This is a genomic window from Mesorhizobium sp. M7A.F.Ca.US.011.01.1.1, assembly GCF_003998295.1.
Lineage (GTDB): Bacteria > Pseudomonadota > Alphaproteobacteria > Rhizobiales > Rhizobiaceae > Mesorhizobium.
The window spans coordinates 18704-39022 of sequence record NZ_RZRT01000046.1 but is presented as its reverse complement, the minus strand read 5'-3'; the positions used below and the strand labels follow the sequence as shown (position 1 = coordinate 39022).

The window sequence follows — 20319 nt, the reverse complement described above, 5'->3', positions numbered from 1 at the left end:
TTCTAAAGGTCAGGCGGCGATCTCGACAACCGCCTCGATTTCAACGGTGATGTTTCCAGGCAAGGAGCCGACGCCGATCGCCGAGCGGGCATGGCCGCCGATTCTGTCGAACACATCGGCAAACAGGTCGGAACAGCCATTGACCACTTTCGGATGGTCGCTGAAGGTCGGTATGGCGTTGACGAAGCCGAGCAGCTTGACGATGCGCACGATCCGGCCAAGATCGCCGGTGGCTGCGTGCATGACGGCGAGCAGGTTGAGGCCGGTGAGGCGGGCATGGCCATAGGCCTGCTCGACGGTGACATCGTCTCCTACCTTGCCGGTGAACAGTGTGCCATCGGTGCGCAGCGGCCCCTGGCCGGACAGGAAGATCAGCCGGCCGCTTTCGGCATGGGTGACGAAGTTGGCGATCGGGGTCGGCGGCTCGGGCAGCGTCAGGCCCAACGCGGCGAGCCGGATATAAGGCGTCATGAAAGAAGGCTCCTTGCGACAGCGTTGGCTGTCCCGTTCTAGAAATGCGAGGCGCGGAAGCGTGCCAGGAAGGTGCGCAGGCGCTCATTGTCGGTGTCGGCTGCCAGGATTTCGGCGGGTGGACCGGCCGCGCTGACGCCGCCATCGGCCATGAAGATGATGCGGCTCGAGGCATCTCGGGCAAAGGCCATTTCGTGCGTGACCATGACCATCGTCATGCCGTCCTCGGCCAGGCTGCGCACGACCTCAAGCACCTCGCCGACCAGTTCCGGGTCGAGCGCGGAGGTTATCTCGTCGAGAAGCAGGATCTTCGGCCCCATGGCCACGGCGCGGGCAATGCCGACGCGCTGCTGCTGGCCGCCGGACAGTTCGGCGGGCAGGCTGTCGGCCTTGTGGGCGAGGCCGACCCGGCCGAGCCAGTGTTCGGCGATGGTGCGCGCTTCGGCGTTGCTCTTGCCGCGCACCTTGGTGAGGCCAAGCATGATGTTGCCGGCGGCTGTCAGGTGCGGAAAGAGGTTGAAGCTCTGGAACACCATGCCGGTCTCGGCGCGCATCGCGGCGAGATCGCGTTCGCTGCGACGCTGGCGGGTTCCGGCTTCGCGAAAACCGACCTCCTTGCCGTCGATGCGAATCGAACCACTGTCATAGCTTTCGAGAAAATTGACGCAACGCAGCAGCGTGGTTTTGCCGCTGCCGGAGGGGCCGATGACCGTCACCACCTCCCCCTTCGCCACCTGCAGGCTGACCGAACGCAGGACCTGGACGGTCCCAAAGGCTTTGGAAACGTCCTGAACGTCGAGAAGGGCCGGGGTGTTTTTCGGACTTGTGGACATTGCTATTCCCGGATGAAGGAGAAACGCCGTTCGAGCCGCCGGCTGGCGAGCGAAAGGGCATAGTTGACCGCGAAGTAGATGAGCGCGCCGAGAATATAGAGCGGCATGGCCTCGTAGGTGCGGCCGATGACCTGGTTGATGGCCTGCATCAGGTCGGTGATGCCGAGCAGCGATACCAGCGCGCTGCCCTTGACCGCATCGGTGACGCCGTTGATCCAGGGCGGCAGGAAGCGCCTGAACGCCTGCGGGAAGATGACGTAGGCCAGGCGCTGGCGAAAGGTCAGTCCGATAGCCATTGCCGCCTCGGACTGACCCTTCGGAATGGAGCCGACCGCACCCCTGAGATATTCGACGACCTGCGCCGTCTTGAACAGGGTCAGCGCCAGCACGGCGGCCCAGAACGACGGCAGATGAAGCCCGACGGCCGGCAGTCCGTAATAGACAAAGAAGATGAGCACCAGGATCGGGATACCGCGGATGGTGTCGCTGAAGATGCGCACGGCCCATTGCAACGGCACGGGGCCATAGACCAGACCGACGCCCATGATCACGCCGGCGATCAGAGAAAACACCACGACCAGCAGGGATACCCACAGTGTCAGGGCAAAGCCCTGGGCGAGGAAAGGCAAGGCATAGGCGATCTGGGTCAGCATGTCAGCGCGCCGCCCTGAACCGGCGCTCGACAAGCCGAAGCGCAAAAAGCAAGATGTAGCCGGTCACCAGATACATCGCCGTGACCACGAGATAGACCTCGACGATGCGGAAGGTGTTGAAGTTGATCCACTGGGCGCCATAGGTCAGCTCCGGCACCGAAATGACCGAGGCGACGGAGGTGTCCTTGAACAGCGATATGAAGGTGTTGGACAATGCCGGCAAGGTGATGCGCAGCATGGTCGGCAGGCGCACGTTGAGCAGCCTTTGCCAGGGCGTCAGGCCGATTGCCTTGCCGGCGTCCAGCTGTCCGCGCGGAACGGCTTCGAGCCCGGAGCGAAACACCTCGACCAGATAGGCGCCGCTATAGAGCGACAGCGTGACGACGAATGAGGTCGGCGCGCTGTAGGCGATGTCGACGACTGTCGGCAGGCCGTAGAAGACGAGGTAGACGAGCAGGATCAGCGGCACGTTGCGGATGAATTCGACGTAGGCGGCGATGATGGTGCGCACGATGCGTCCGGCAGACACGTACCAGACCGCCAGAACCAGGCCGATGACGGTGCCGATGGCGATCGATATGACGGCGAGCTCGAGACTGAGCAGCAGTCCTCCCCACAGCTTGTCGAAGTGCCGCCAGATCAGGTTGAAATTAAGGGCATAGCCCATGCGTCCGCCTCAGTGCCGCAGGCTTAGAGCAGTTCACCGTTTCACGGAAACGGCGACCCGCTCTAACTCTTTGTTTTGACGCAATTCCGGACGGAAAACCGTTTCACACTTTTCCTGGAATTGCTCTAGGGAGGCGGAAGGGCGCTGGATACGCCCTTCCGCCCGGCAGGTCAGATGGCTGGGAAGCCGGGATGGCGCGCCGGCGGCTCCTGTCCGAAATAGTCCTTGAAGGCGGCATCGTAGAGTGCGTTTTCGTGGCCGAACATGGCGATGGTGAAGGTCGAGTTGACGAAGGTCAGCCAGTCAAGGTCGCCTTGCCGGAGTGCCGCGCCATAAAGCATGCTCAGCCAGCTCTTGCCGGCGTCGAAATATCTGTCCGGATTGCGCGAGGCGAGCCAGCGCACCGTGGACAGATCGACGGCAGCGGCGTCGACGCGTTTCGATTCCAGTGCCTGCAGCACGTTGGCCTGGGTATCGATCTGCATAACCTGGCACTCGGGCAGCACCGAATGCACCTGCGCCTCGGCATCGACATTCTGCAGGATGGAGACGCGTGTCGCCGAGCCGCCGGCAAGCAGCTTGTCGAAGGTCTTGTTCTCGGCGGTCGGAAGGCTCAGCAGGGCGACGCCCTCGACGTAGTAAGGCCGGGAAAAATTGACCAGCTGCGAGCGCTGGGCGCTCATCGTCATGAACTGAATGGTGATGTCGACCTTGTTGGTGGTGACGTTGGGGATGCGCTGTGCCGGATCCTGCATCACGAACTCGACCTTGGTCGGATCGTCGAAAAGGCCCTTGGCAAGAATGCGCCCCATGGTGATGTCCATGCCGACGAGTTCGCCGGCATCGTTCTCGAAGTGCCACGGCGCGTTGGTGCTGCCGGTGCCGACGATCAGCTTGCCGCGATCGAGCACGGTGCGCAGCAGGCTGTCGGGTGCTGCCTGGGCAGCGGCCTTCTGGGCATCGACGGCTACCGCCGCCCCCACGACGCCGGCCGTCGCCAGTCCCGCCATTCCCAATTTCAGAAAATCACGTCTTCCGGATGTGTCGTTCACGGCGACCTCCTTTCGTTTGTGTTCCCCTTGCACAGGCAATACACGCGTCAGTGACGCCGAAGCGATTGTCTCTTACAAGAGACGCGTGTATCCTGTACAGGACAGATACTAACACCGGGAATCAACAATGCAAGATGGCAATGCCTCGGCACTTTCAGCCGGCGAGAAGATTTCGGGCTCCCGTGAAAAGGGGCTCAACCGGGTGCTCGAGATTCTGGAGTTTCTTCACACGACCCAGCGCGCGATCGGCATTGGCGACCTAGCCAAGGGCGTGAACGCGCCCCGCTCGACGACCTATACGCTGGTGCGGTCGCTGGTCGATGCGGGACTGCTGGAAATGGAAGGCGACGGCAATCGCGTCTATTTCGGCAAGAAGCTCTATCTCTACGGAATGGACTATGTGCGGGGCAACGACCTGTTGAGGCGGGGGCGCCAGGAGGTCGACAATCTGTCGCGCGAGACCGGCGAGACTTCTGAACTGTGCATGCTGCAGAGCGGCCGCTATACGATCGTCCATGCGAGTCCCGGCACCAGACCGTTCCGCATCAGTTCCGCCACCGGCTTGCAGATACCGCTGCCCTGGACAGCCTCGGGGCGGCTGCTTCTGGCGGGGCTGGAGAAGGCTGAGATCGAAGACATGGTGTCAAACGACGACCTCGTGCTGCCCGACGGGCGCAAACTGCGGCTTGACGATTTCGTCGCCGACATCGCAAAAGCGCAGGTCACCGGCTATTGCGTCACTTCGGGCCTTGTCGATGCCTATACGAAGTGCCTTGCCGCACCGGTGTTTTCAGCGCCGGGCAAGGTCGAGGCGACGATGTGCCTGGTGGTCCCCATCGATACGTCCGAGGAGCGGACCGGCGAACTCATCGGCCTGCTGCGTGATCGTGCCGCAAAGCTTTCGATCGCCGGGTAGCGCGCGGGCGAGCGAATGCCAACTCACGCAATGATGTCGGGAATGATCTTGTCTTCCAGTGCCATCAGCCGGTCCTTGAGGAACAGCTTCTTCTTCTTCATGCGCTGGATCTGCAGCGGATCGCAGGCCATGGCGATCATCGCGTTGATGGCGGCATCGAAATCGGCGTGTTCCTGCTTCAGGCGGGAAAATTCAAGGCGAATATCGGCCTGTTCCTGATCGGACATTCTCTACCGTCTGCACGTCTGCGGCGCCCAAAGCTGGGCCTGATTGGGCGGGGCCGGGTGTTTTGTCACCGGCGTGCAGCCCATATCACATTTCAAAGTGTCGTGGAATGCTACCACGGATCATTCGACATCGCCCGCGGAAGGTGACACACTGTCACCGTGCCGTCACAGAAGCGAACCTGCGGTGGACGCGCCGTGACGGTTGCAATCGAGGAAAACCATGAAAGGGAGAACCAATCATGTCTCTTGCATCCCATCTTGATGAGTTGCAGCGGAAACACGGCGACATCGAGCGTGAAATCGATGACGCGATGAATCATCCATCGGTCGACGACCTCGAAATCGTGAATCTCAAGCGACGCAAGCTGGCACTCAAGGACGAGATTGAAAAACTAAGAGGCAAACCGACCACGCATTGATACCCTCCTGACATAGCTGCCCAATATCCGCGGCCTCTTTTCCCGGCGGCACCACGCCGCCGGTGTGGAGGGTTTTGATTTCCAGCACGGGTCTGTCAGCCGAAGCTGGACTTGCACCGGCTCAATTTCCGCTTCGGCCGTCGCCCGTTTCGCCAGATCATCGATTGTTTCCTGGCCTCTGGCGGCGGACCGATTCCGGCCAGTGGCGACCTGTCGCCATTGACAAGCCATCTTTGCTCCTCCACCTCATGCCCGGACCTCAGCGCATCGGCCCGGGGCGTCGTTGTGCGTCCATGCAGGACACAAGATGCTCCAGAGACAAAAGGCTGCCGGCATGACCGGATATTTTTCCTCTCCTTTCCCCCGCCGCACGTCGGTCGGCGTCGATGTCGGCGGCGTGGTCGTCGGCGGCGGTGCGCCCGTTGTCGTCCAGTCGATGACCAACACCGATACGGCCGATATCGACCAGACGGTTGCGCAGGTCGCAGCCCTGCATCGGGCCGGGTCGGAGATCGTGCGCATCACCGTCGATCGCGACGAGAGCGCCGCCGCCGTGCCGCGCATTCATGAGCGGCTTCAGCGGCTTGGTATCAACGTGCCGCTGGTTGGCGATTTCCACTATATCGGCCACAAGCTTTTGGCCGATCATCCGGCCTGCGCCGAGGCGCTGGCCAAATACCGCATCAATCCGGGCAATGTCGGCTTCAAGGACAAGAAGGACCGCCAGTTCGCCGATATCGTCGGGATGGCGATCAAGCATGACAAGCCGGTGCGCATCGGTGTCAACTGGGGCTCGCTCGACCAGGAGCTTTTGACCCGGCTGATGGACGACAACCAGGACAAGGGTTTCCCGCTGACGGCGCAGGAGGTGATGCGCGAGGCGATCGTGCAGTCGGCGATCCTGTCGGCCGAGATGGCGGAAGAGATCGGCCTTGGCCGCGAGAAAATCATCCTGTCGGCCAAGGTCAGCGGCGTGCAGGACCTGATCGCCGTCTATACCGAGCTCGCCACGCGCTCCAACCACGCGCTGCATCTCGGCCTGACCGAAGCTGGCATGGGCTCGAAGGGCATCGTCGCTTCGTCGGCCGCCATGGGCATCCTGCTCCAGCAAGGCATCGGCGACACGATCCGCATCTCGCTGACACCGGAGCCGAACGGCGACCGCACGCGCGAGGTGCAGGTGTCGCAGGAATTGCTGCAGACCATGGGGTTCAGGCAGTTCGTGCCGATTGTTGCCGCTTGTCCCGGCTGCGGCCGCACCACCTCCACCGTGTTTCAGGAGCTCGCCCAGAACATCCAGGCCGATCTCAGGAAGAACATGCCCGTGTGGCGCGACAAATACCCCGGCGTCGAGAACCTCAAGGTCGCGGTGATGGGTTGCATCGTCAACGGCCCTGGCGAGTCCAAGCATGCCGATATCGGCATTTCGCTGCCCGGCACGGGCGAAATGCCGACGGCGCCTGTCTTCGTCGACGGCAAAAAGGCGGCGACGCTGCGCGGGCCGTCGATCGCCGCGGATTTCGAGAAAATGGTCGCCGACTATATCGAGCAACGGTTCGGTCGCGGCAAGGCCGCGGCCGAGTAGAACCGATGCAGCGTTTCCTTTGGGCAGCGCTGATCCTGCTGTACGGGCTGACCTGGTCGACCCTTCTGCAGGCCGATCCGCCGCAATCCGCCAAGCAGCGGCTGATCGACAAAGTCTGCAATCTGATCCAGGCGCATGCCGACCAGAACGGCCTGTCCAGGGATTTCTTCGCCCGGCTGATCTGGAAGGAAAGCCGTTTCGATCCCAACGCCGTCAGTCCGGTCGGTGCCGAAGGCATTGCCCAGTTCATGCCGGGCACCGCCAAGATGCGCGGGCTTGCCAATTCCTTCGACATCAACCAGGCGATTCCGGCTTCGGCTAGATATCTCGCCGAAATGAAAACCGGCTACGGCAATCTCGGCCTGGCCGCCGCCGCCTACAATGCCGGCGAGAGCCGGGTGTCGCGCTGGCTCAGCTCCGGGGGATTCCTGCCGATGGAGACCGAAAGCTATGTCTTAGACATCATGGGCGAACCAGCCGACAAGTTCACGGACCGGGCCTATGCCGGAAAAGTCGAGCCGCTCGACGCAAAGACGGATTTTGCCGTCGCTTGCCGAAAACTGCCGGTGATCATGTCGCGGACGGTGGCCATGGCTTCGATCAACATAAAGCCATGGGGCATCCAGGTGGCCGGCAATTTCCGCCGCAGTGCCGCGATCAACCAGTGGCTCAGGGTAAGGAGCCGGTTCCCGGCCCTGCTCAACGGGCACGATCCGGTGGTCAGCCGGGTGCGCACGCCAATCGGCCGGCGCGGCATCTACGCGGTCAGGATCGGTGTCGACCATCGCGCCGATGCCAATGTCATCTGCCAGAAATTGCAAAGCATCGGTGGGGCATGCGTGGTGGTGCGCAACCGGTAATTTGACCCCGCCGGCATAATGTCTTGTCTGAGAGAGGGAGCTGTAGGTGAAAGCCAGGATCATCTTGCTCAACGGCGTCGGCAGTGCCGGCAAGTCTTCGATCGCCAGGGCCTTGCAGACAATCACCGCCGAGCCCTTCCTGCACGTCGAGATGGACATTTTCATCGCGATGCTGCCCGATGCCTTGCAGGACCACACGGATGGTTTTTCCTATGAAACGATCAAACAGGACGGCAAGCCGGCGGTCGTGATCAGGACCGGGTCGGTTGGCGCGCGAACCTTGCGCGGTATGCGCCACGCCATCGCGGCGATGGCCGGGCAAGGCAACAATCTCATCGTCGACGATGTGCTCTGCAATGGCGAAGTATCAGACTATCTCGAACTGCTGACGGGTTTCGATTTCCATGTCGTTGGCGTCCGGGCGCCACTGAAAGTGCTGGAAGCGCGTGAAGCTCGGCGGGGCGACCGCATGCCGGGGCTGGCGCGTTGGCAATATGAACGCGTGCACAAGGGCATAGATTACGACCTCGAAGTGGACACCAGCGTCCTCACGCCACTCGATTGCGCCCGTCGCATCCAGCAAAGATTTGGATTATAGGGGGCCGCCATGACAGATCTTCTCTACAGTGATCCCGACCTCGTCCAGTTCTACGACATCGAGAACCAGGGCCGTACCGATCTTAACTACTGCATCGGCCTTGCCAAAAATGGCGGCTCGGTCCTGGATCTCGGCTGCGGCACCGGACAACTGGCTGCCGAACTGGCCGCCGGGCACAGTGTCACCGGCGTTGATCCCGCATCGGCGATGCTTGACGTCGCGCGGCATAGGGCCGGCGGGCACAAGGTCGACTGGGTCGAGGCCGACGCACGAACCGTTCGCCTTGGACGGCGCTTCGATCTGGTCCTACTGACCGGGCATGCGTTCCAGGTGTTTCTGACAGGTGAGGATCAGAGCGCGGTGCTGCGCACCATTGCTGAGCATCTTGTTCCCGGGGGACGCTTCATCTTCGACACGCGAAACCCCGCCATGAAGGAGTGGCTGGAATGGACGCCGCAGCGCTCCGAACGGATGGTGGCGCATCCCGGCCTCGGGACCGTCAAGGCCTGGAATGATGTCGAACACGATCCCGCCACCAGCGTCGTCACCTATTCGACCTTCTACGAGATTCCGGGAGGCAGGCAGGTTCTGGGTGCCGAATCGAAAATCGCGTTTCCGGCAAAGGATGACCTCGCAGCGATGCTTGATGAGGCCGGCCTGCTGGTCGAGCAATGGCTGGGCGACTGGCAGGGCGAAGCCTATGTCGACACCTCGCCGGAGATCATTCCCATAGGCCGGCTGCGCTGATCCGGCAGCCGGGCCTTACGCCATCTTCGCCACGACCGTTTCGCTGAGCCAGGTGCCGATCTTGGTGCCGAGGCGGTCGGGCGAAACGGGCTTCGGCAGATAGTCGTCCATGCCTGATTCGATGCACTTGTCGCGATCACCCTTCAGCGCGTGCGCGGTGACGCCGATGATCGGTATGTGCGTGCCCGTCGAGGTCTCCATGGCCCGGATGGCGCGGGTCGCCTCGTAGCCGTTCATTTCCGGCATCGAGACGTCCATCAGGATCAGCTTGGGGCGCAGCGCCCGGTACATCTCCACCGCCGTGCGGCCGTTGCCGGCAATGCGGTAGCTCAAGCCCAACCCGTTGAGGATCTGGCCGAACACCAGCTGGTTCACGTCATTGTCCTCGGCAATGAGGATGTCGATCGGTCCGTTCGGCGCGGTTGTCGATTCCGGCGCTGCCGCGACCGGCATTGCCGGGCCGCGGATGACGGTGAAGGCGGGCGGCGCTGCCGGGGCAGCCTGCACGATCGGTTCGCGGACGAACCGCGCCTTGCCGACCTGCGAGCGGGCCTTCTGGATCACCGAGATGACCGTGCCGAGCAGCACCGCGGAGCGCGCCGGCTTGGTCAGGTGTGCTGATATGCCGAAGTCGATGATCATCTTGCCGAAATCGACCTGGTCGACCGAGGTCAGCAACACCACCGGGATGGAGGACAGCCGGCTGTCGGACGCAATGGCTCTGGCGACGTCGGCGCCGTTCATGCCCGGCATCTGGTAGTCGAGGATGATGCAGTCGACTGCGGCGCCGAGCTGGAAGGCGCGGTCAAGGAAGGCCAGGCCGACGGCGCCGCTTTCGGCGGCGGCGCAATCGAAGCTCCAGCTCCTGAGCTGCTCGAGCAGGATTTCGCGGTTGACCGGATTGTCGTCGATGACCAGCACGCGCGCGCCGGTGACGTCGACCGGCACGATCTCGTCGCGCGCCGCGGCCTGATGCGCGGGCAGCGGCACAGCGAACCAGAACACCGAGCCGCGACCGATCTCGCTCTCGACGCCGATCTTGCCTGCCATCAGGTCGACGAGGCGGGCGGCGATGGCGAGGCCCAGCCCTGTGCCCTCATGACGGCGGGTGGACGAGCCGTCCACCTGCGCGAATTTCTCGAATACATTCTGCAGTTTCTCGGCCGGTATGCCGATGCCGGTGTCTTCGACGCGGACCTTGAGCTGGACCACGTCGTTGACGATTTCGCCGCCGACATCGATCAGCACATGACCCTTCTCGGTGAACTTCACGGCATTGCCGAGCAGGTTGGTGATAATCTGCCGGAACCGGCCGGCGTCGCCGACGACATGGGCCGGCAGGCGCGGGTCGACCCGCACGATCAGTTCGAGGTTCTTTTCGGCGACGCGCGCCGAGACCAGCGTCGCAACATCCTCGACCGCCTCGGAGAGACGGAAGGGAGCGGGGTCGAGGGTGAGCTGGCCGGCATTGATCTTCGAGAAATCGAGGATGTCGTTGATGATGGTGAGCAGTGCGTTGCCGGATTTGACGATGACGTCGGTGAAGGTCTTCTGGCGCGCCGTCAAATCGGTCTTGGCCAGCAGTTCGGCCATGCCGAGCACGCCGTTCATCGGCGTGCGGATTTCGTGGCTCATATTGGCCAGGAATTCCGATTTGGCGCGGTCGGCGGCCTCGGCCTTGAACAGGGATTCGGCGGATTCGGCAAAGGCGCGGCGGATTGCCACTTCCATCGGGCGGAAGATCCAGAAGGCGACGATGGCAAGTGCCGCGAACAGGATGCCGCTCGCCCACAACAACAGCCTGTCGCTGGAGGCATCGGCCAGATGGCGCTCATCGTCCATGGCGGTGCGGACGCGGACCAGCATCGGTTGGGCGAACAGATCGTTCTGGTTGCGGATTTCGCGATAGCTCCACTCGTCGACCTTCTGCGCCACCGACATCAGGTTGAAATTGCGCACCATGTCGCGCGGCGACCAGAACAGATCGCCGTTGACGGAAGCGGACTGGAGTTCGTTGACGGTCTTGATCGACAGCCGCGGCTTGATCGCCGCAAGCTGGGCGGTCAGCGTCTCGATCTCGCCGGTCAGACGCTCCGAATGGCCGCGCGCCGATGTGGTCAGGGCATCGCGTGTCTCCGCCCGCCAGGCGGTGCCGGTCGTCTCGGCAAAGCTGGTCGCGTTGCGCAGGTCGCGGGTGAAGATGACGAGATTGCTGCTCAGCGCATCGATGTCGCGGCGAAAGGAATTGACGCGGTCAAGCGCAATCACGATACCGGCGGAAGCCAGCGCGAAGATCAGCAACCCTGAAATATAGCGGATCCGGACCGACCGGATGAAGGACGAATATTCAGGCATGCGCAACCCCAACACATACGCACCATTTTAATGGCCGGGATTACGCTTCATTTACATTAAAATTTCGTTCGTGCGGGTTGGCAGGCCATGCGAGCCGCCGGATGGACACCACGCCTAGGCCGCTTCCACGACGAGGGCGCGGATGCGGCCACTCACCGAGCCTTCCCCGAACCGTTTCCCAAGGGCATTTGCCACGTATCGCGTCGCCTCCTCCAGCGAGCCGCCGCGCGCCTCGATCTCAGCCCGCAGGGGCGTGCCCTGGCAATAGGCCGCGGCCGCCTCATATGGCGAGGAAGCGGCGCTGACGGCATCCAGCGGCTCTATGGTGATGTCCCGGACGCCGGCGGCATGCAGGTCGGCGCGGATGGCGTCTGCATCGTGATAGCCATGCGGCGTCCTCGCCATGAAGCGAGGCGGATCGGCCGGAAAGAAATGGCCGAGTGCCCGCGTCACTTCCTCGGCGAACTCGTTGTCTTCGATGGCACCCCAGACGTTGAACAGGAAATGCCCGCCCGGCCGCATCACCCGCCGCGCTTGTCCGTAGGCGCCCACCCGATCGGGGAAGAACATCGCGCCAAATTGGCAGACCACGGCGTCGAACCGGGCGTCCTCGAAGGGGAGTGCCTGGGCGTCGACCTGCTGCCAGATGATACGAGGATCGTCCGCCATCCGCGTGCGCGCGTGGTCGAGCATCGGCTGGTTAAGGTCGGTGGCCACGATGCGTGTTTGCGCCGGCAATTTTGCTGCCAGCGCACGCGTCACCACACCGGTGCCCGCCGCCACTTCGAGCACCGATTGCGGCCCGAGCTTCGACACTCTCTCCGCCAGATCCTGCGCATAGGGCTCGAAGATCAGCGGCACCATCGCCCGGTCGTAGACTTCGGGAATGGAACCGGTGAACAGCTTGTCGGTGGTCGACATGGCATCCCTCCAACTCTATCCGCACCGCGTGCGGTGGCAAAGCGATGTCGATCCTCTGCCTCGGCAGGCTTCCGCTCAAGCTCTATTTCAGAACCGGCCCTGGGGCGTGTGTGCGTCGATCAGCTCGATGTTCCGGCTGGCACAACCTCAGCTGTTACGCGCCGCCACGAACGTCGCCGCTTCCTTCAGCAATTGGGCATCGTCGCCATAGGGCTCAAGCAGTGCATGGGCCTGTTCGACGAGGCCGTGAAGCTGGCCGCGTGCCCAATTCGCACCATGCAAGGCCACCAGCGTCGCCTTGCCGGCGGCGGCGTCCTTGCCGGTCGCCTTGCCCATCTGGCTGGCATCGGCGGTCAAATCGAGCAGGTCGTCGGCAAGCTGGAAGGCAAGACCGATCGCCGAGCCGAATTCGGCCAGCCGCTCGCGGTCATCGGCTGGTGCACCGGCGATGAGAGCACCTGCCTCGCAGGCGAAACGGATCAGCGTGCCGGTCTTCATCGCCTGCAGCCGGATGATGCCGGCCTCGTCCGGCGGCGTCTGTTCGGCCTCGAGGTCGAGCTTCTGGCCGCCGACCATGCCGCCTGCCCCGGCGGCGCGGGCCAGCGCCAACACCAGGGCCGCCCGCCGCTCCGCCGGCAGGGCGGTCGCCTCGCCAGCAATGATGTCGAAGGCCAGCGTCAGCAAGGCGTCGCCGGCCAGGATAGCGGTCGCCTCGTCGAAGGCTCTGTGCACGGTCGGCTGGCCACGGCGCAGATCGTCGTCGTCCATGGCTGGCAGATCGTCGTGTATCAGCGAATAGCAATGCACGCATTCAAGGGCTGCGGCGACGCGCAGTGCCGCCTCGCCATCGGCGGAAAAAAGGGCGGCACTTTCCATGACCAGGAAAGGGCGCAGGCGCTTGCCGCCGTTCAGCACGCCGTGCCGCATCGCCGCCATCAAACGCTCAGGCCGCGCGATCTCGCCCGAAAGCGCACGGTCGTCGAGCAGCCGCCGCAGCAGCACCTCGACGGCGGCTGCCCGTCTGATCAGCGCCATTTCGAACGCCATTTGGTCGTCATTCGTCATGGCCCGGACCGGTAGCCGACACTCAGACGTTGCGCAAGAAGCCAAGCGCCATTATGCCGGGGCAGGGAGAAGCACGGGTTGGGCGGCTTGGCGGAACCGATCGTCGATCATGAAACCGAAAGACTGGACATGGCGACGAGATCGCGGGGCGTAAACCGCCGTGGTCTCAAGCGCTGGGTCCGGCGCGGCATCGTCGTGGCCGCGGTGCTGGCTTTGATTCCGGTCGTGCTGACGTTTCTGTACCTGCCATTCTTCGTGCATCCTGTCTCGACGCTGATGCTGAAGGACCTGGCGACGTTCTCCGGTTACGACCGCCGCTGGGTGTCGATCGACGGCGTGTCGCCGGTGCTGGCCAATTCCGTCATCATGTCGGAGGACGGGCAGTTCTGCTTTCATCGTGGCGTCGATCTCGGCGAATTGCGGGGCGTCGTCGACGACGCGCTGGCCGGCGAAGCAACGCGCGGCGCCTCGACCATCACCATGCAGACGGTCAAGAACCTGTTTCTCTGGTCGCGGCCGCTGGGCTCGGTGCGCAAGGTGGTCGAATTGCCGCTGGCCGTCTATTTCGATGCGGTGATGTCGAAACGGCGCATTATGGAAATCTACCTCAACATCGCCGAGTGGGGGCCGGGCATCTACGGCATCGAGGCTGCGGCACAGCACCATTTCGGCGTTTCGGCAAAACAGCTGTCGCGACGGCAGGCCGCCTTGCTTGCGGTCTCCTTGCCAAATCCGATCGCCCGCAATCCGGCCAAACCCGGGCCTGGCTTGAGGCGGCTCGCCAATCTGATCGAGCGGCGCGCCGGCCGCTCCGGCGCCTATGTCGGTTGTCTCCGCTAGCCGATCCAAAAAAATTCGCGCCAGTGCTGGCCAAAACGGCACAGGGCGTGTATAGGCACCCGACTTTCTCAGATTTAGGCCCCGACATGGCCCTTTCACGAGGGCGGGCGGGGCTTTTGACCATGTAGTGGAGCATATCCATGGCCGTTCCGAAACGAAAAACCTCTCCGTCCAAGCGCGGCATGCGCCGCTCGGCCGACGCCCTCAAGGCCCCGACCTATGTCGAGGACAAGAATTCCGGCGAAATGCGCCGTCCGCACCATATCGACCTGAAGACCGGCATGTATCGCGGTCGCCAGGTGTTGACCCCCAAGGAAAGCTGAGACCAGCTTTTTCAAAGGTTTGAATTTCCAAAAGGACCGGCCGGTGGCTGGTCCTTTTGCGTTTGGGCGGGCCGGCAGCGCAGGCGTGCACCGCCGGCGTTGCAAATCCTTCGGCCGGCAACCGGCTGACATGGTTGTTGCGTGCGGTCTTCGACCGTGTTCAGCGCCGATGGCGAAACATCTTGACGACGTGGCTATGGCGCATTCTACAAAGGATCGCCCCCACATGGAGACGCCAGATGTTCGGTGCCATTCCGCTGCTGATCGTGCCTTTCGTGCTCTACAACCTCGGACTGCTGGGAATTTTCGGCAGCGGTGACGATCCGTGGGCGAGCGAGGTCTTCTCCTTCAGCATGATGTCGGGCGGCGTGTTCTCGATGACGCTGGGCGACCTGATGATACTGATCGGGCTGATCTTCCTGTTCCTCGAAATGGCGAAGTCGGTGCGCACGACCAACGCCTCGATCATGGACCATCTTCTGTCGACGCTGGTGTTCGTGGCCTTCCTGGTCGAGTTCCTGCTGGTGAAGGGCGCGGCCCATTCCGTCTTCTTCACGCTGATGGTCATCGCGCTGTTCGATGTGCTGGCCGGATTCGCGGTGTCGATGCGATCGGCCAGCCGAGACATCAATCTGAATTAGTTCCTCAGCGAAGCGATTGGCAGAAACGCGCATCGCTTCGTTATCCCAGGGCCTCCGCGACGGAGCTTCGCTCCTGCTTCGCCCAGTGATGACCAAAGTGGAGAGGATTCAGCCCGGATCGGGGATGAAGCCGGCGGCCTCGATGCCGGCGATCGCCGCGGCTTCGTCATTGTCCGACGTGTCGCCTGAGATGCCGACGGCGCCGATGATGGCTCCGGCCTTGTCGCGGATCAGCACGCCGCCGACCACCGGCAGCACGCGTCCGCCCGAGACGTCCGAGATGCCGGCCACCAGGTGCGGGCGCTCCTTGGCGAAGGCCTCGACTTTGCGCGAGCCCATGCCGATGGCGAGCGCACCGTAGGCCTTGCCGGCCGACATTTGCGGGCGCAGGAACGAGGCGCCGTCCTGGCGCTGGAAGGCGACCAGATGCCCGCCGGCATCAAGCACCGAAACGCCGAGCGGCTTGAGCTTGAGATCGGCGCCCTTGGCAAAGGCGGCATCGATGATTTGCCTGGCTTTTTCGAGCGGCAGTGCGGTCATGGCAGTCTCCTGTTTGAAAACGCGTCGATCATCGACCGTCGACGGGCGAGATAACATCCCCGTTTCGGTTGAAATTGCTTCGCGTGAAGGGGCGGGATGGAAGCAGCTTTCACCGATGCCATCAGGACAGGCATTAGCGCTTATGGCTCAAGGGGTGGCTGCTATTTTTTCTTGGCGCGGGTCGGCTTCTTGGCGGGTGCCGCCGGCGCATTGGCTAGGTCTTCGGCTTCCTTAGCGAGACGCAGCGCCCGCAGCTTGTTGGTCTTGGCCTGGCGGGCGTCGCTCTCGGCGACGTATTCGGCCATCGCCTTCTGGCGGACGGTTGCCGCCTCTTCCTGCTTCTTGAAACGCAGGTCGGCGCGCGCGCGGGCAGCATCCCGAGAGTTTTCAACCAAGACCTTATCCAATCCCGTAAATGTGATTTTCCGCCTCTTCTAGCAGAGTCGGCCCCAAAACGGGAAAATAAGTTAATTACGCGGATGTGCTGGCGGCGGGGGCCTTGCTGGCAACCACGGCCTCATAGGCGGCCTGCAAGGTCGCGCGGACAGAAGGACCCGCTGCAGTATCGAGCGGCATGCCGAGATGTTCATGGCGCAACTCGTCCATGAATTTGTCCCACATCGGCTGTCCGCCCTTTTCCAGAAGTTCGGCGCGGATCGACAATTCGTCGCTGACCGGCAGCCAGACGCGGCCCCAGGAGCCGAGATGGGCCAGGATCGGCACCAGCGTGATCGCCATCTCGGTCAGGCTGTAGATCGCCTTCTGCTTGTGCGAGGGGTCGTCGGCCTTGGTCAGCATGCCCAGTTCCATCAGCCGCTTCAGCCGGTCGGCGAGGATGTTGGAGGCGATGCCTTCCATCGATCCGTTGAGCAGCTCGCGAAAATGACGCCTGCCGCCGAAGATCATGTCGCGAAGGATGATCAGGCTCCAACGGTCGCCGAACACTTCCAGCGACAGGTTGATTGGGCACCCGGACCGGCGATCCATGCTCATGAGATTTTTCTCCAAAACCGGTTGCATTATCGTATCGGTTTTATTATCGTGCAACCGATTGCAAAATGCAATCGGTATTGCAGGAGAGGAGGCCGCCGTGACGACGACCGAACGCCCCGAAATAATATCCGAAACCTTTGGCGATCCGGCGAACCCGCCGCTGTTGCTGATCATGGGAGCGATGGCTTCGATGCTGTGGTGGCCGGAGGCGTTCTGCCGGAAACTGGCCGGTGCCGACCTGTTCGTGATCCGCTATGACAATCGCGACACCGGCCGTTCGACCAAATACAAGTCGGGAGAGCCGCCCTACACGTTCGATGACATGGCCGACGATGCAATGCGCGTTCTCGACGACCACAGCATCGGCAAGGCGAATGTCGTCGGCATGTCGATGGGCGGCATGATCGCGCAGCTTGTGGCGTTGAAACACCCGTCCCGTGTCGCGTCGCTGACCGTCATCAGCAGCTCGCCCGTGGGAATCGACACATCCGACCTTCCCGGGACGACCGAAGCCTATACGGAACACTCGGCCGAGGGCGCCAAAGTCGATTGGTCGGACCGTGGTCAGGTGGTCGACTTCATCGTCAGGGATGCGCGGGCGATCGCCAGCATCGCACATCCATTCGACGAGGCCCGGATGCGTGCCTTTGTCGAGCAGGATCACGACCGCTCCGGCGGCTTCCTGAGCGCGACCAACCATTTCATGCTCAAGGGCGGCGACGCCTGGAAGGGCCGCCTGCACGAGATCGCGGCGCCGCTGCTGGTCATCCACGGCATGGCTGACCCGATCTTTCCGGTCGAACATGGCGAGGCGCTGGCCGAGGCGGTCACCGGCGCGAAAATTTTCCGGATCGAAGGTGGCGGCCACGAGCTGCACCCGGACGACTGGGATGTGATTGTCGCGGGCATCGTTGCCCAGGCCCATGCCGCTTGAAGCGGCAAGCGGGCCTTGACGGGCTATGCTTGCCGCAGTGTCTGACCCTTGATGAGCAGCACGGCGCCGGCCACCGATAAACCACGAAACAGATGAGCAAAAAATGTCCCTGACGCTTCATTTCCATCCGCTGGCCTCATTCTGCTGGAAGCCGTTGATCGCCCTGTATGAGAACGCGACGCCGTTCACGCCTGTCATCGTCGATCTCGGCAAGGCGGAGTCGCGCGAGGCCTTCCTGCAGATTTCGCCGGCCGGCAAGATGCCGGCGCTGCGCGACGATGCGCGCGACCGCACGGTGCTGGAATCGACCATCGTTGTCGAATATCTGGCCGCGCACTATCCGGGGCCGGTCGACCTCGTTCCCGCCGACATCGACCTGGCGCTGGCAGTTCGCCAAGCCGATCGCTTCTATGACTTCTATGTGCAGGAGCCGATGCAGAAAATCGTCGGCGACCGGTTGCGGCCGCAAGACAAGACCGACCCGTTCGGCGTCGAGCAGGCTCGCGGCCAGCTGCGCAATTCCTACGCCATCATCGAGCAGGACATGCAGTCGAAGACGTGGGCGATGGGCGACACCTTCACCATGGCCGATTGCGCGGCGTCCCCGGCGCTGTTCTATGCCAACAAGGTCGAGCCGCTAGGCGACAAATACCCGACCGTGAAACACTACCATGACCGGCTTCTGCAGCGGCCTTGCTTTGCCCGGGTTGTCGAGGAAGCGCAGCCCTACTTCAAGTTCTTTCCCTCCAATAATGGCTGATCGGGATGCTGCACGATCTCGCCCCAGACGCTCGCCGATACGGTCGGTCAACTGACCGAGCCGCTGGCAATGACACTGAGAAGCTCAGGCTTCCCAGAACTGATCGAGCCAGATGTTGAGTTTGAGGAAGCCAGTGCCGCTCACCGTATAGACGCGCCTTGTTCCTTCCGGTTTGGCGTGGACCAGGCCGGCATCGAGCAGCACTTTCAGATGCTGCGACACGGCTGGGCGCGAGACCGGCAAGCCGGCGGCCAGTTCGGTGACGGTTTTCGGGCCGCGGCGAAGTTCTTCCAGAAGATGGCGCCGGTTGGGATCGGCAATCGCCATGAAGGCGTCGGAAAACATCATGCCTGTATTAGTGCGGCAAAGCCTTTCGAATCTCAACCGTCTGCTTCTGCTTTTCTTCTGGGATCAAGCCGCAATGCTTCAGGGGTCACCGAACGGTCGGCCGGCTGCGTCTTGAAGGCGTCACGATCCCCGATCGGCACCGGCGCGCGGCGGCTGATGCGCAGCAGCGTGTAGCCCGCCAGGCAGAGATGCGCCAAGGCGGTCGCCAGGAACAGACCTTCCGGGCGCATCCAGCCCATCAAAGCGGCGGCGAGCAAGGGTCCAATCATCGTGCCGAAGCCGTAGAGCAGCAACAGCCCGCCAGATACCTTGACGAAATCCTCCGAGCGCGCGTGGTCGTTGGCATGCGCCACGGCAATCGAATAGAGCGTGTAGGCGAAGGCGCCATAGGCCGCACTGAAGACGATGACGAAGATGCTGGAGCGTGGCTCGAACAGAAAGATCATGAGCGCGAACAAGGCGGCGCCGAAAGCCGCACCGGCCAGCACGAAGCGCCGGTCGGTCTTGTCCGAGAGGCGCCCGGCCGGAAGCTGCATGGCCGCACCGGCAACGACCACAAGGCTCATCATCAGGGCGATCTCGGCCGTGGAAATGCCGATGCGGGCGCCGTAGACCGCGCCAAGCGTGCCCCAGGCGCCGTTGGCGATGCCGATCAACACGCAGGCGACCGCCGATACCGGCGAATTGACATAAAGGCCTTTGACGTCGAGCGAGACATCCTGCAGCGGCTTGGGGTGGGAAGCGCTTGAGACCGCGGTTGGAATGAGCGAGAGGCAAAACAGGATGCCGGTGATCATGAACAGCGACGCCGACTTCACGTCGCCGCCGGCAACGATCATCTGCCCGCCCATGATCGAGGCATAAGTGACCATCATGTAGAGGCCGAAGACGGTGCCGCGGTTCTCGTTGGTGGCCTTCTCGTTCAGCCAGCTTTCGATGACCATGAAGGCACCGGCCATGGTGAAGCCTGTGAAGGCGCGCAGCAGGATCCAGACATATTCGTCGATGATCAACCCGGTGAGCAGCGCCACGATGGCGCCGGATGCGGCAAAGGCGCCAAATGCGCGCACGTGGCCTGCGCGGCGCACGATGCGCGGTGCGAAGAAGCAGCCAGTGACGAAGCCGCCGGCCCACGCCGTGCCCATCAGGCCGAGCGATGCGGTCGAGAAACCTTCCAGTTGACCGCGCAGGGGCAAGAGCAGCCCATGCAATCCAGATGCCGCGAGCAGGAAAGCGGTGCCGCGAAGCAGCGAGAGGATCGGTCTGTAGGTTGCGAACATTGTTTGATCCGGCTCAGGTTTGGCGGGGACGCTGGGTCTGAAGACAGTCGCATTCGGGCTTTTCGGCGGCGGGCTTTGCGCCCGCGCTTCTATCCGCGGCGGAACAGTGCTTCGGCCGCGGATTTGGTGGTGTCCTTGGCCTTGAGTTCGGCTTCCAGGCGGGCGATTTCGTCGCGCAGGATGCCGATCCGCTCGGTCAAGTCGCTGACGGAAAGCAGTGACAGGTCCTGCCCGATCTCGTGCGGGCGCGCCTTCTTCTTGGGTTCGTCGTCGAAGATCGCCATCGTCGCT

At 62.8% G+C, this 20319-nt stretch carries 25 protein-coding genes and 1 pseudogene; 11 read left to right on the top strand and 15 right to left on the bottom strand.

What is annotated here, in order from left to right; all coding sequences use genetic code 11:
- Nucleotides 1-9: 9 nt before the first annotated feature.
- From EOA13_RS28615 to EOA13_RS28595, 5 genes are all read right to left on the bottom strand, one after another.
- Nucleotides 10-471 carry a RidA family protein gene (locus EOA13_RS28615; protein ID WP_023810934.1) on the bottom strand — a complete coding sequence of 154 codons (462 nt, stop codon included), beginning with the start codon at nucleotides 469-471 and terminating at the stop codon, nucleotides 10-12.
- A 38-nt stretch (nucleotides 472-509) separates the two neighbouring features.
- Complete coding sequence (locus EOA13_RS28610) at nucleotides 510-1304, bottom strand: amino acid ABC transporter ATP-binding protein (protein ID WP_127272345.1); 795 nt, start codon at nucleotides 1302-1304, stop codon at nucleotides 510-512.
- A gap of 2 nt (nucleotides 1305-1306) precedes the next feature.
- Nucleotides 1307-1957, bottom strand: coding sequence for an amino acid ABC transporter permease (locus EOA13_RS28605; protein WP_127296864.1), 651 nt, complete (start codon nucleotides 1955-1957; stop codon nucleotides 1307-1309).
- A 1-nt stretch (nucleotide 1958) separates the two neighbouring features.
- Nucleotides 1959-2624 (bottom strand): amino acid ABC transporter permease, encoded by a 666-nt coding sequence (locus EOA13_RS28600; protein ID WP_023810937.1) that lies wholly within the window; start codon nucleotides 2622-2624, stop codon nucleotides 1959-1961.
- A gap of 170 nt (nucleotides 2625-2794) precedes the next feature.
- Nucleotides 2795-3676 carry a transporter substrate-binding domain-containing protein gene (locus EOA13_RS28595; protein ID WP_127296863.1) on the bottom strand — a complete coding sequence of 294 codons (882 nt, stop codon included), beginning with the start codon at nucleotides 3674-3676 and terminating at the stop codon, nucleotides 2795-2797.
- 127 nt (nucleotides 3677-3803) lie between these two features.
- Here EOA13_RS28595 and EOA13_RS28590 point away from each other — a divergent pair, with 127 nt between their 5' ends.
- Nucleotides 3804-4592 (top strand): IclR family transcriptional regulator, encoded by a 789-nt coding sequence (locus EOA13_RS28590; protein ID WP_127296862.1) that lies wholly within the window; start codon nucleotides 3804-3806, stop codon nucleotides 4590-4592.
- A gap of 23 nt (nucleotides 4593-4615) precedes the next feature.
- On the opposite strand, the gene EOA13_RS28585 is transcribed toward EOA13_RS28590, so the two are convergent.
- On the bottom strand, nucleotides 4616-4819 hold the full coding sequence (locus EOA13_RS28585; RefSeq protein ID WP_013529216.1) for a DUF465 domain-containing protein: 204 nt from the start codon (nucleotides 4817-4819) through the stop codon (nucleotides 4616-4618).
- A gap of 239 nt (nucleotides 4820-5058) precedes the next feature.
- Between EOA13_RS28585 and EOA13_RS28580 the strand changes: the two genes are divergently transcribed.
- The 5 genes from EOA13_RS28580 (at nucleotide 5059) to EOA13_RS28560 (ending at nucleotide 9028) form a co-directional block, all read left to right on the top strand.
- Nucleotides 5059-5238, top strand: coding sequence for a YdcH family protein (locus EOA13_RS28580; protein WP_013529217.1), 180 nt, complete (start codon nucleotides 5059-5061; stop codon nucleotides 5236-5238).
- Nucleotides 5239-5572: 334 nt separating this feature from the next.
- Complete coding sequence (gene ispG, locus EOA13_RS28575; protein ID WP_164780392.1) at nucleotides 5573-6823, top strand: flavodoxin-dependent (E)-4-hydroxy-3-methylbut-2-enyl-diphosphate synthase; 1251 nt, start codon at nucleotides 5573-5575, stop codon at nucleotides 6821-6823.
- A gap of 5 nt (nucleotides 6824-6828) precedes the next feature.
- Entirely contained in the window at nucleotides 6829-7683 is an 855-nt protein-coding gene (locus tag EOA13_RS28570; protein WP_127296860.1) for a lytic transglycosylase domain-containing protein, read from the top strand.
- Nucleotides 7684-7729: 46 nt separating this feature from the next.
- Nucleotides 7730-8281: an AAA family ATPase gene (locus EOA13_RS28565; protein ID WP_127296859.1), complete on the top strand. Its 552-nt coding sequence runs from the start codon at nucleotides 7730-7732 to the stop codon at nucleotides 8279-8281.
- A gap of 9 nt (nucleotides 8282-8290) precedes the next feature.
- Nucleotides 8291-9028, top strand: coding sequence for a class I SAM-dependent methyltransferase (locus tag EOA13_RS28560; RefSeq protein ID WP_127296858.1), 738 nt, complete (start codon nucleotides 8291-8293; stop codon nucleotides 9026-9028).
- Nucleotides 9029-9043: 15 nt separating this feature from the next.
- Here EOA13_RS28560 and EOA13_RS28555 read toward each other — a convergent pair whose 3' ends face one another.
- The 3 genes from EOA13_RS28555 to EOA13_RS28545 all read right to left on the bottom strand — a co-directional run bounded on the left by EOA13_RS28555 (nucleotide 9044) and on the right by EOA13_RS28545 (nucleotide 13369).
- Nucleotides 9044-11383, bottom strand: a complete 2340-nt coding sequence (locus tag EOA13_RS28555; protein WP_127296857.1) for a response regulator — start codon at nucleotides 11381-11383, stop codon at nucleotides 9044-9046.
- Nucleotides 11384-11497: 114 nt separating this feature from the next.
- A complete protein-coding gene (locus tag EOA13_RS28550; RefSeq protein ID WP_127296856.1) occupies nucleotides 11498-12304 on the bottom strand; it encodes a class I SAM-dependent methyltransferase in 807 nt (268 codons plus the stop codon).
- A 147-nt stretch (nucleotides 12305-12451) separates the two neighbouring features.
- Entirely contained in the window at nucleotides 12452-13369 is a 918-nt protein-coding gene (locus EOA13_RS28545; protein ID WP_127296855.1) for a polyprenyl synthetase family protein, read from the bottom strand.
- A 78-nt stretch (nucleotides 13370-13447) separates the two neighbouring features.
- Between EOA13_RS28545 and EOA13_RS28540 the strand changes: the two genes are divergently transcribed.
- From EOA13_RS28540 to EOA13_RS28530, 3 genes are all read left to right on the top strand, one after another.
- A complete protein-coding gene (locus tag EOA13_RS28540; RefSeq protein ID WP_127296854.1) occupies nucleotides 13448-14209 on the top strand; it encodes a transglycosylase domain-containing protein in 762 nt (253 codons plus the stop codon).
- A gap of 140 nt (nucleotides 14210-14349) precedes the next feature.
- Nucleotides 14350-14532 carry a 50S ribosomal protein L32 gene (gene rpmF / locus EOA13_RS28535; RefSeq protein WP_008834724.1) on the top strand — a complete coding sequence of 61 codons (183 nt, stop codon included), beginning with the start codon at nucleotides 14350-14352 and terminating at the stop codon, nucleotides 14530-14532.
- Between the two features lie 239 nt (nucleotides 14533-14771).
- The gene (locus tag EOA13_RS28530) at nucleotides 14772-15173 is read left to right on the top strand and encodes a hypothetical protein (protein WP_127296853.1); all 402 of its coding nucleotides are present in this window, start codon (nucleotides 14772-14774) and stop codon (nucleotides 15171-15173) included.
- Between the two features lie 108 nt (nucleotides 15174-15281).
- On the opposite strand, the gene EOA13_RS28525 is transcribed toward EOA13_RS28530, so the two are convergent.
- From EOA13_RS28525 to EOA13_RS28515, 3 genes are all read right to left on the bottom strand, one after another.
- Complete coding sequence (locus EOA13_RS28525; protein ID WP_127296852.1) at nucleotides 15282-15713, bottom strand: heme-binding protein; 432 nt, start codon at nucleotides 15711-15713, stop codon at nucleotides 15282-15284.
- Nucleotides 15714-15874: 161 nt separating this feature from the next.
- Complete coding sequence (locus EOA13_RS28520; RefSeq protein WP_127296851.1) at nucleotides 15875-16108, bottom strand: hypothetical protein; 234 nt, start codon at nucleotides 16106-16108, stop codon at nucleotides 15875-15877.
- Between the two features lie 76 nt (nucleotides 16109-16184).
- Nucleotides 16185-16706 (bottom strand): helix-turn-helix domain-containing protein, encoded by a 522-nt coding sequence (locus tag EOA13_RS28515; protein WP_127296850.1) that lies wholly within the window; start codon nucleotides 16704-16706, stop codon nucleotides 16185-16187.
- A 97-nt stretch (nucleotides 16707-16803) separates the two neighbouring features.
- Here EOA13_RS28515 and EOA13_RS28510 point away from each other — a divergent pair, with 97 nt between their 5' ends.
- Together EOA13_RS28510 and EOA13_RS28505 are read left to right on the top strand one after the other, a co-directional pair.
- Nucleotides 16804-17640 (top strand): alpha/beta hydrolase, encoded by an 837-nt coding sequence (locus EOA13_RS28510; protein ID WP_127296876.1) that lies wholly within the window; start codon nucleotides 16804-16806, stop codon nucleotides 17638-17640.
- 103 nt (nucleotides 17641-17743) lie between these two features.
- On the top strand, nucleotides 17744-18400 hold the full coding sequence (locus EOA13_RS28505) for a glutathione S-transferase family protein (protein WP_127296849.1): 657 nt from the start codon (nucleotides 17744-17746) through the stop codon (nucleotides 18398-18400).
- An 84-nt stretch (nucleotides 18401-18484) separates the two neighbouring features.
- Here EOA13_RS28505 and EOA13_RS28500 read toward each other — a convergent pair whose 3' ends face one another.
- From EOA13_RS28500 to EOA13_RS28490, 3 genes and pseudogenes are all read right to left on the bottom strand, one after another.
- Nucleotides 18485-18748 (bottom strand): metalloregulator ArsR/SmtB family transcription factor, encoded by a 264-nt coding sequence (locus tag EOA13_RS28500; protein ID WP_013529232.1) that lies wholly within the window; start codon nucleotides 18746-18748, stop codon nucleotides 18485-18487.
- A gap of 32 nt (nucleotides 18749-18780) precedes the next feature.
- Nucleotides 18781-20043: pseudogene (locus EOA13_RS28495) on the bottom strand (MFS transporter); the annotation flags it as partial.
- Between the two features lie 74 nt (nucleotides 20044-20117).
- Nucleotides 20118-20312 carry a DUF1192 domain-containing protein gene (locus EOA13_RS28490; RefSeq protein ID WP_023810953.1) on the bottom strand — a complete coding sequence of 65 codons (195 nt, stop codon included), beginning with the start codon at nucleotides 20310-20312 and terminating at the stop codon, nucleotides 20118-20120.
- Nucleotides 20313-20319 lie beyond the last annotated feature (7 nt).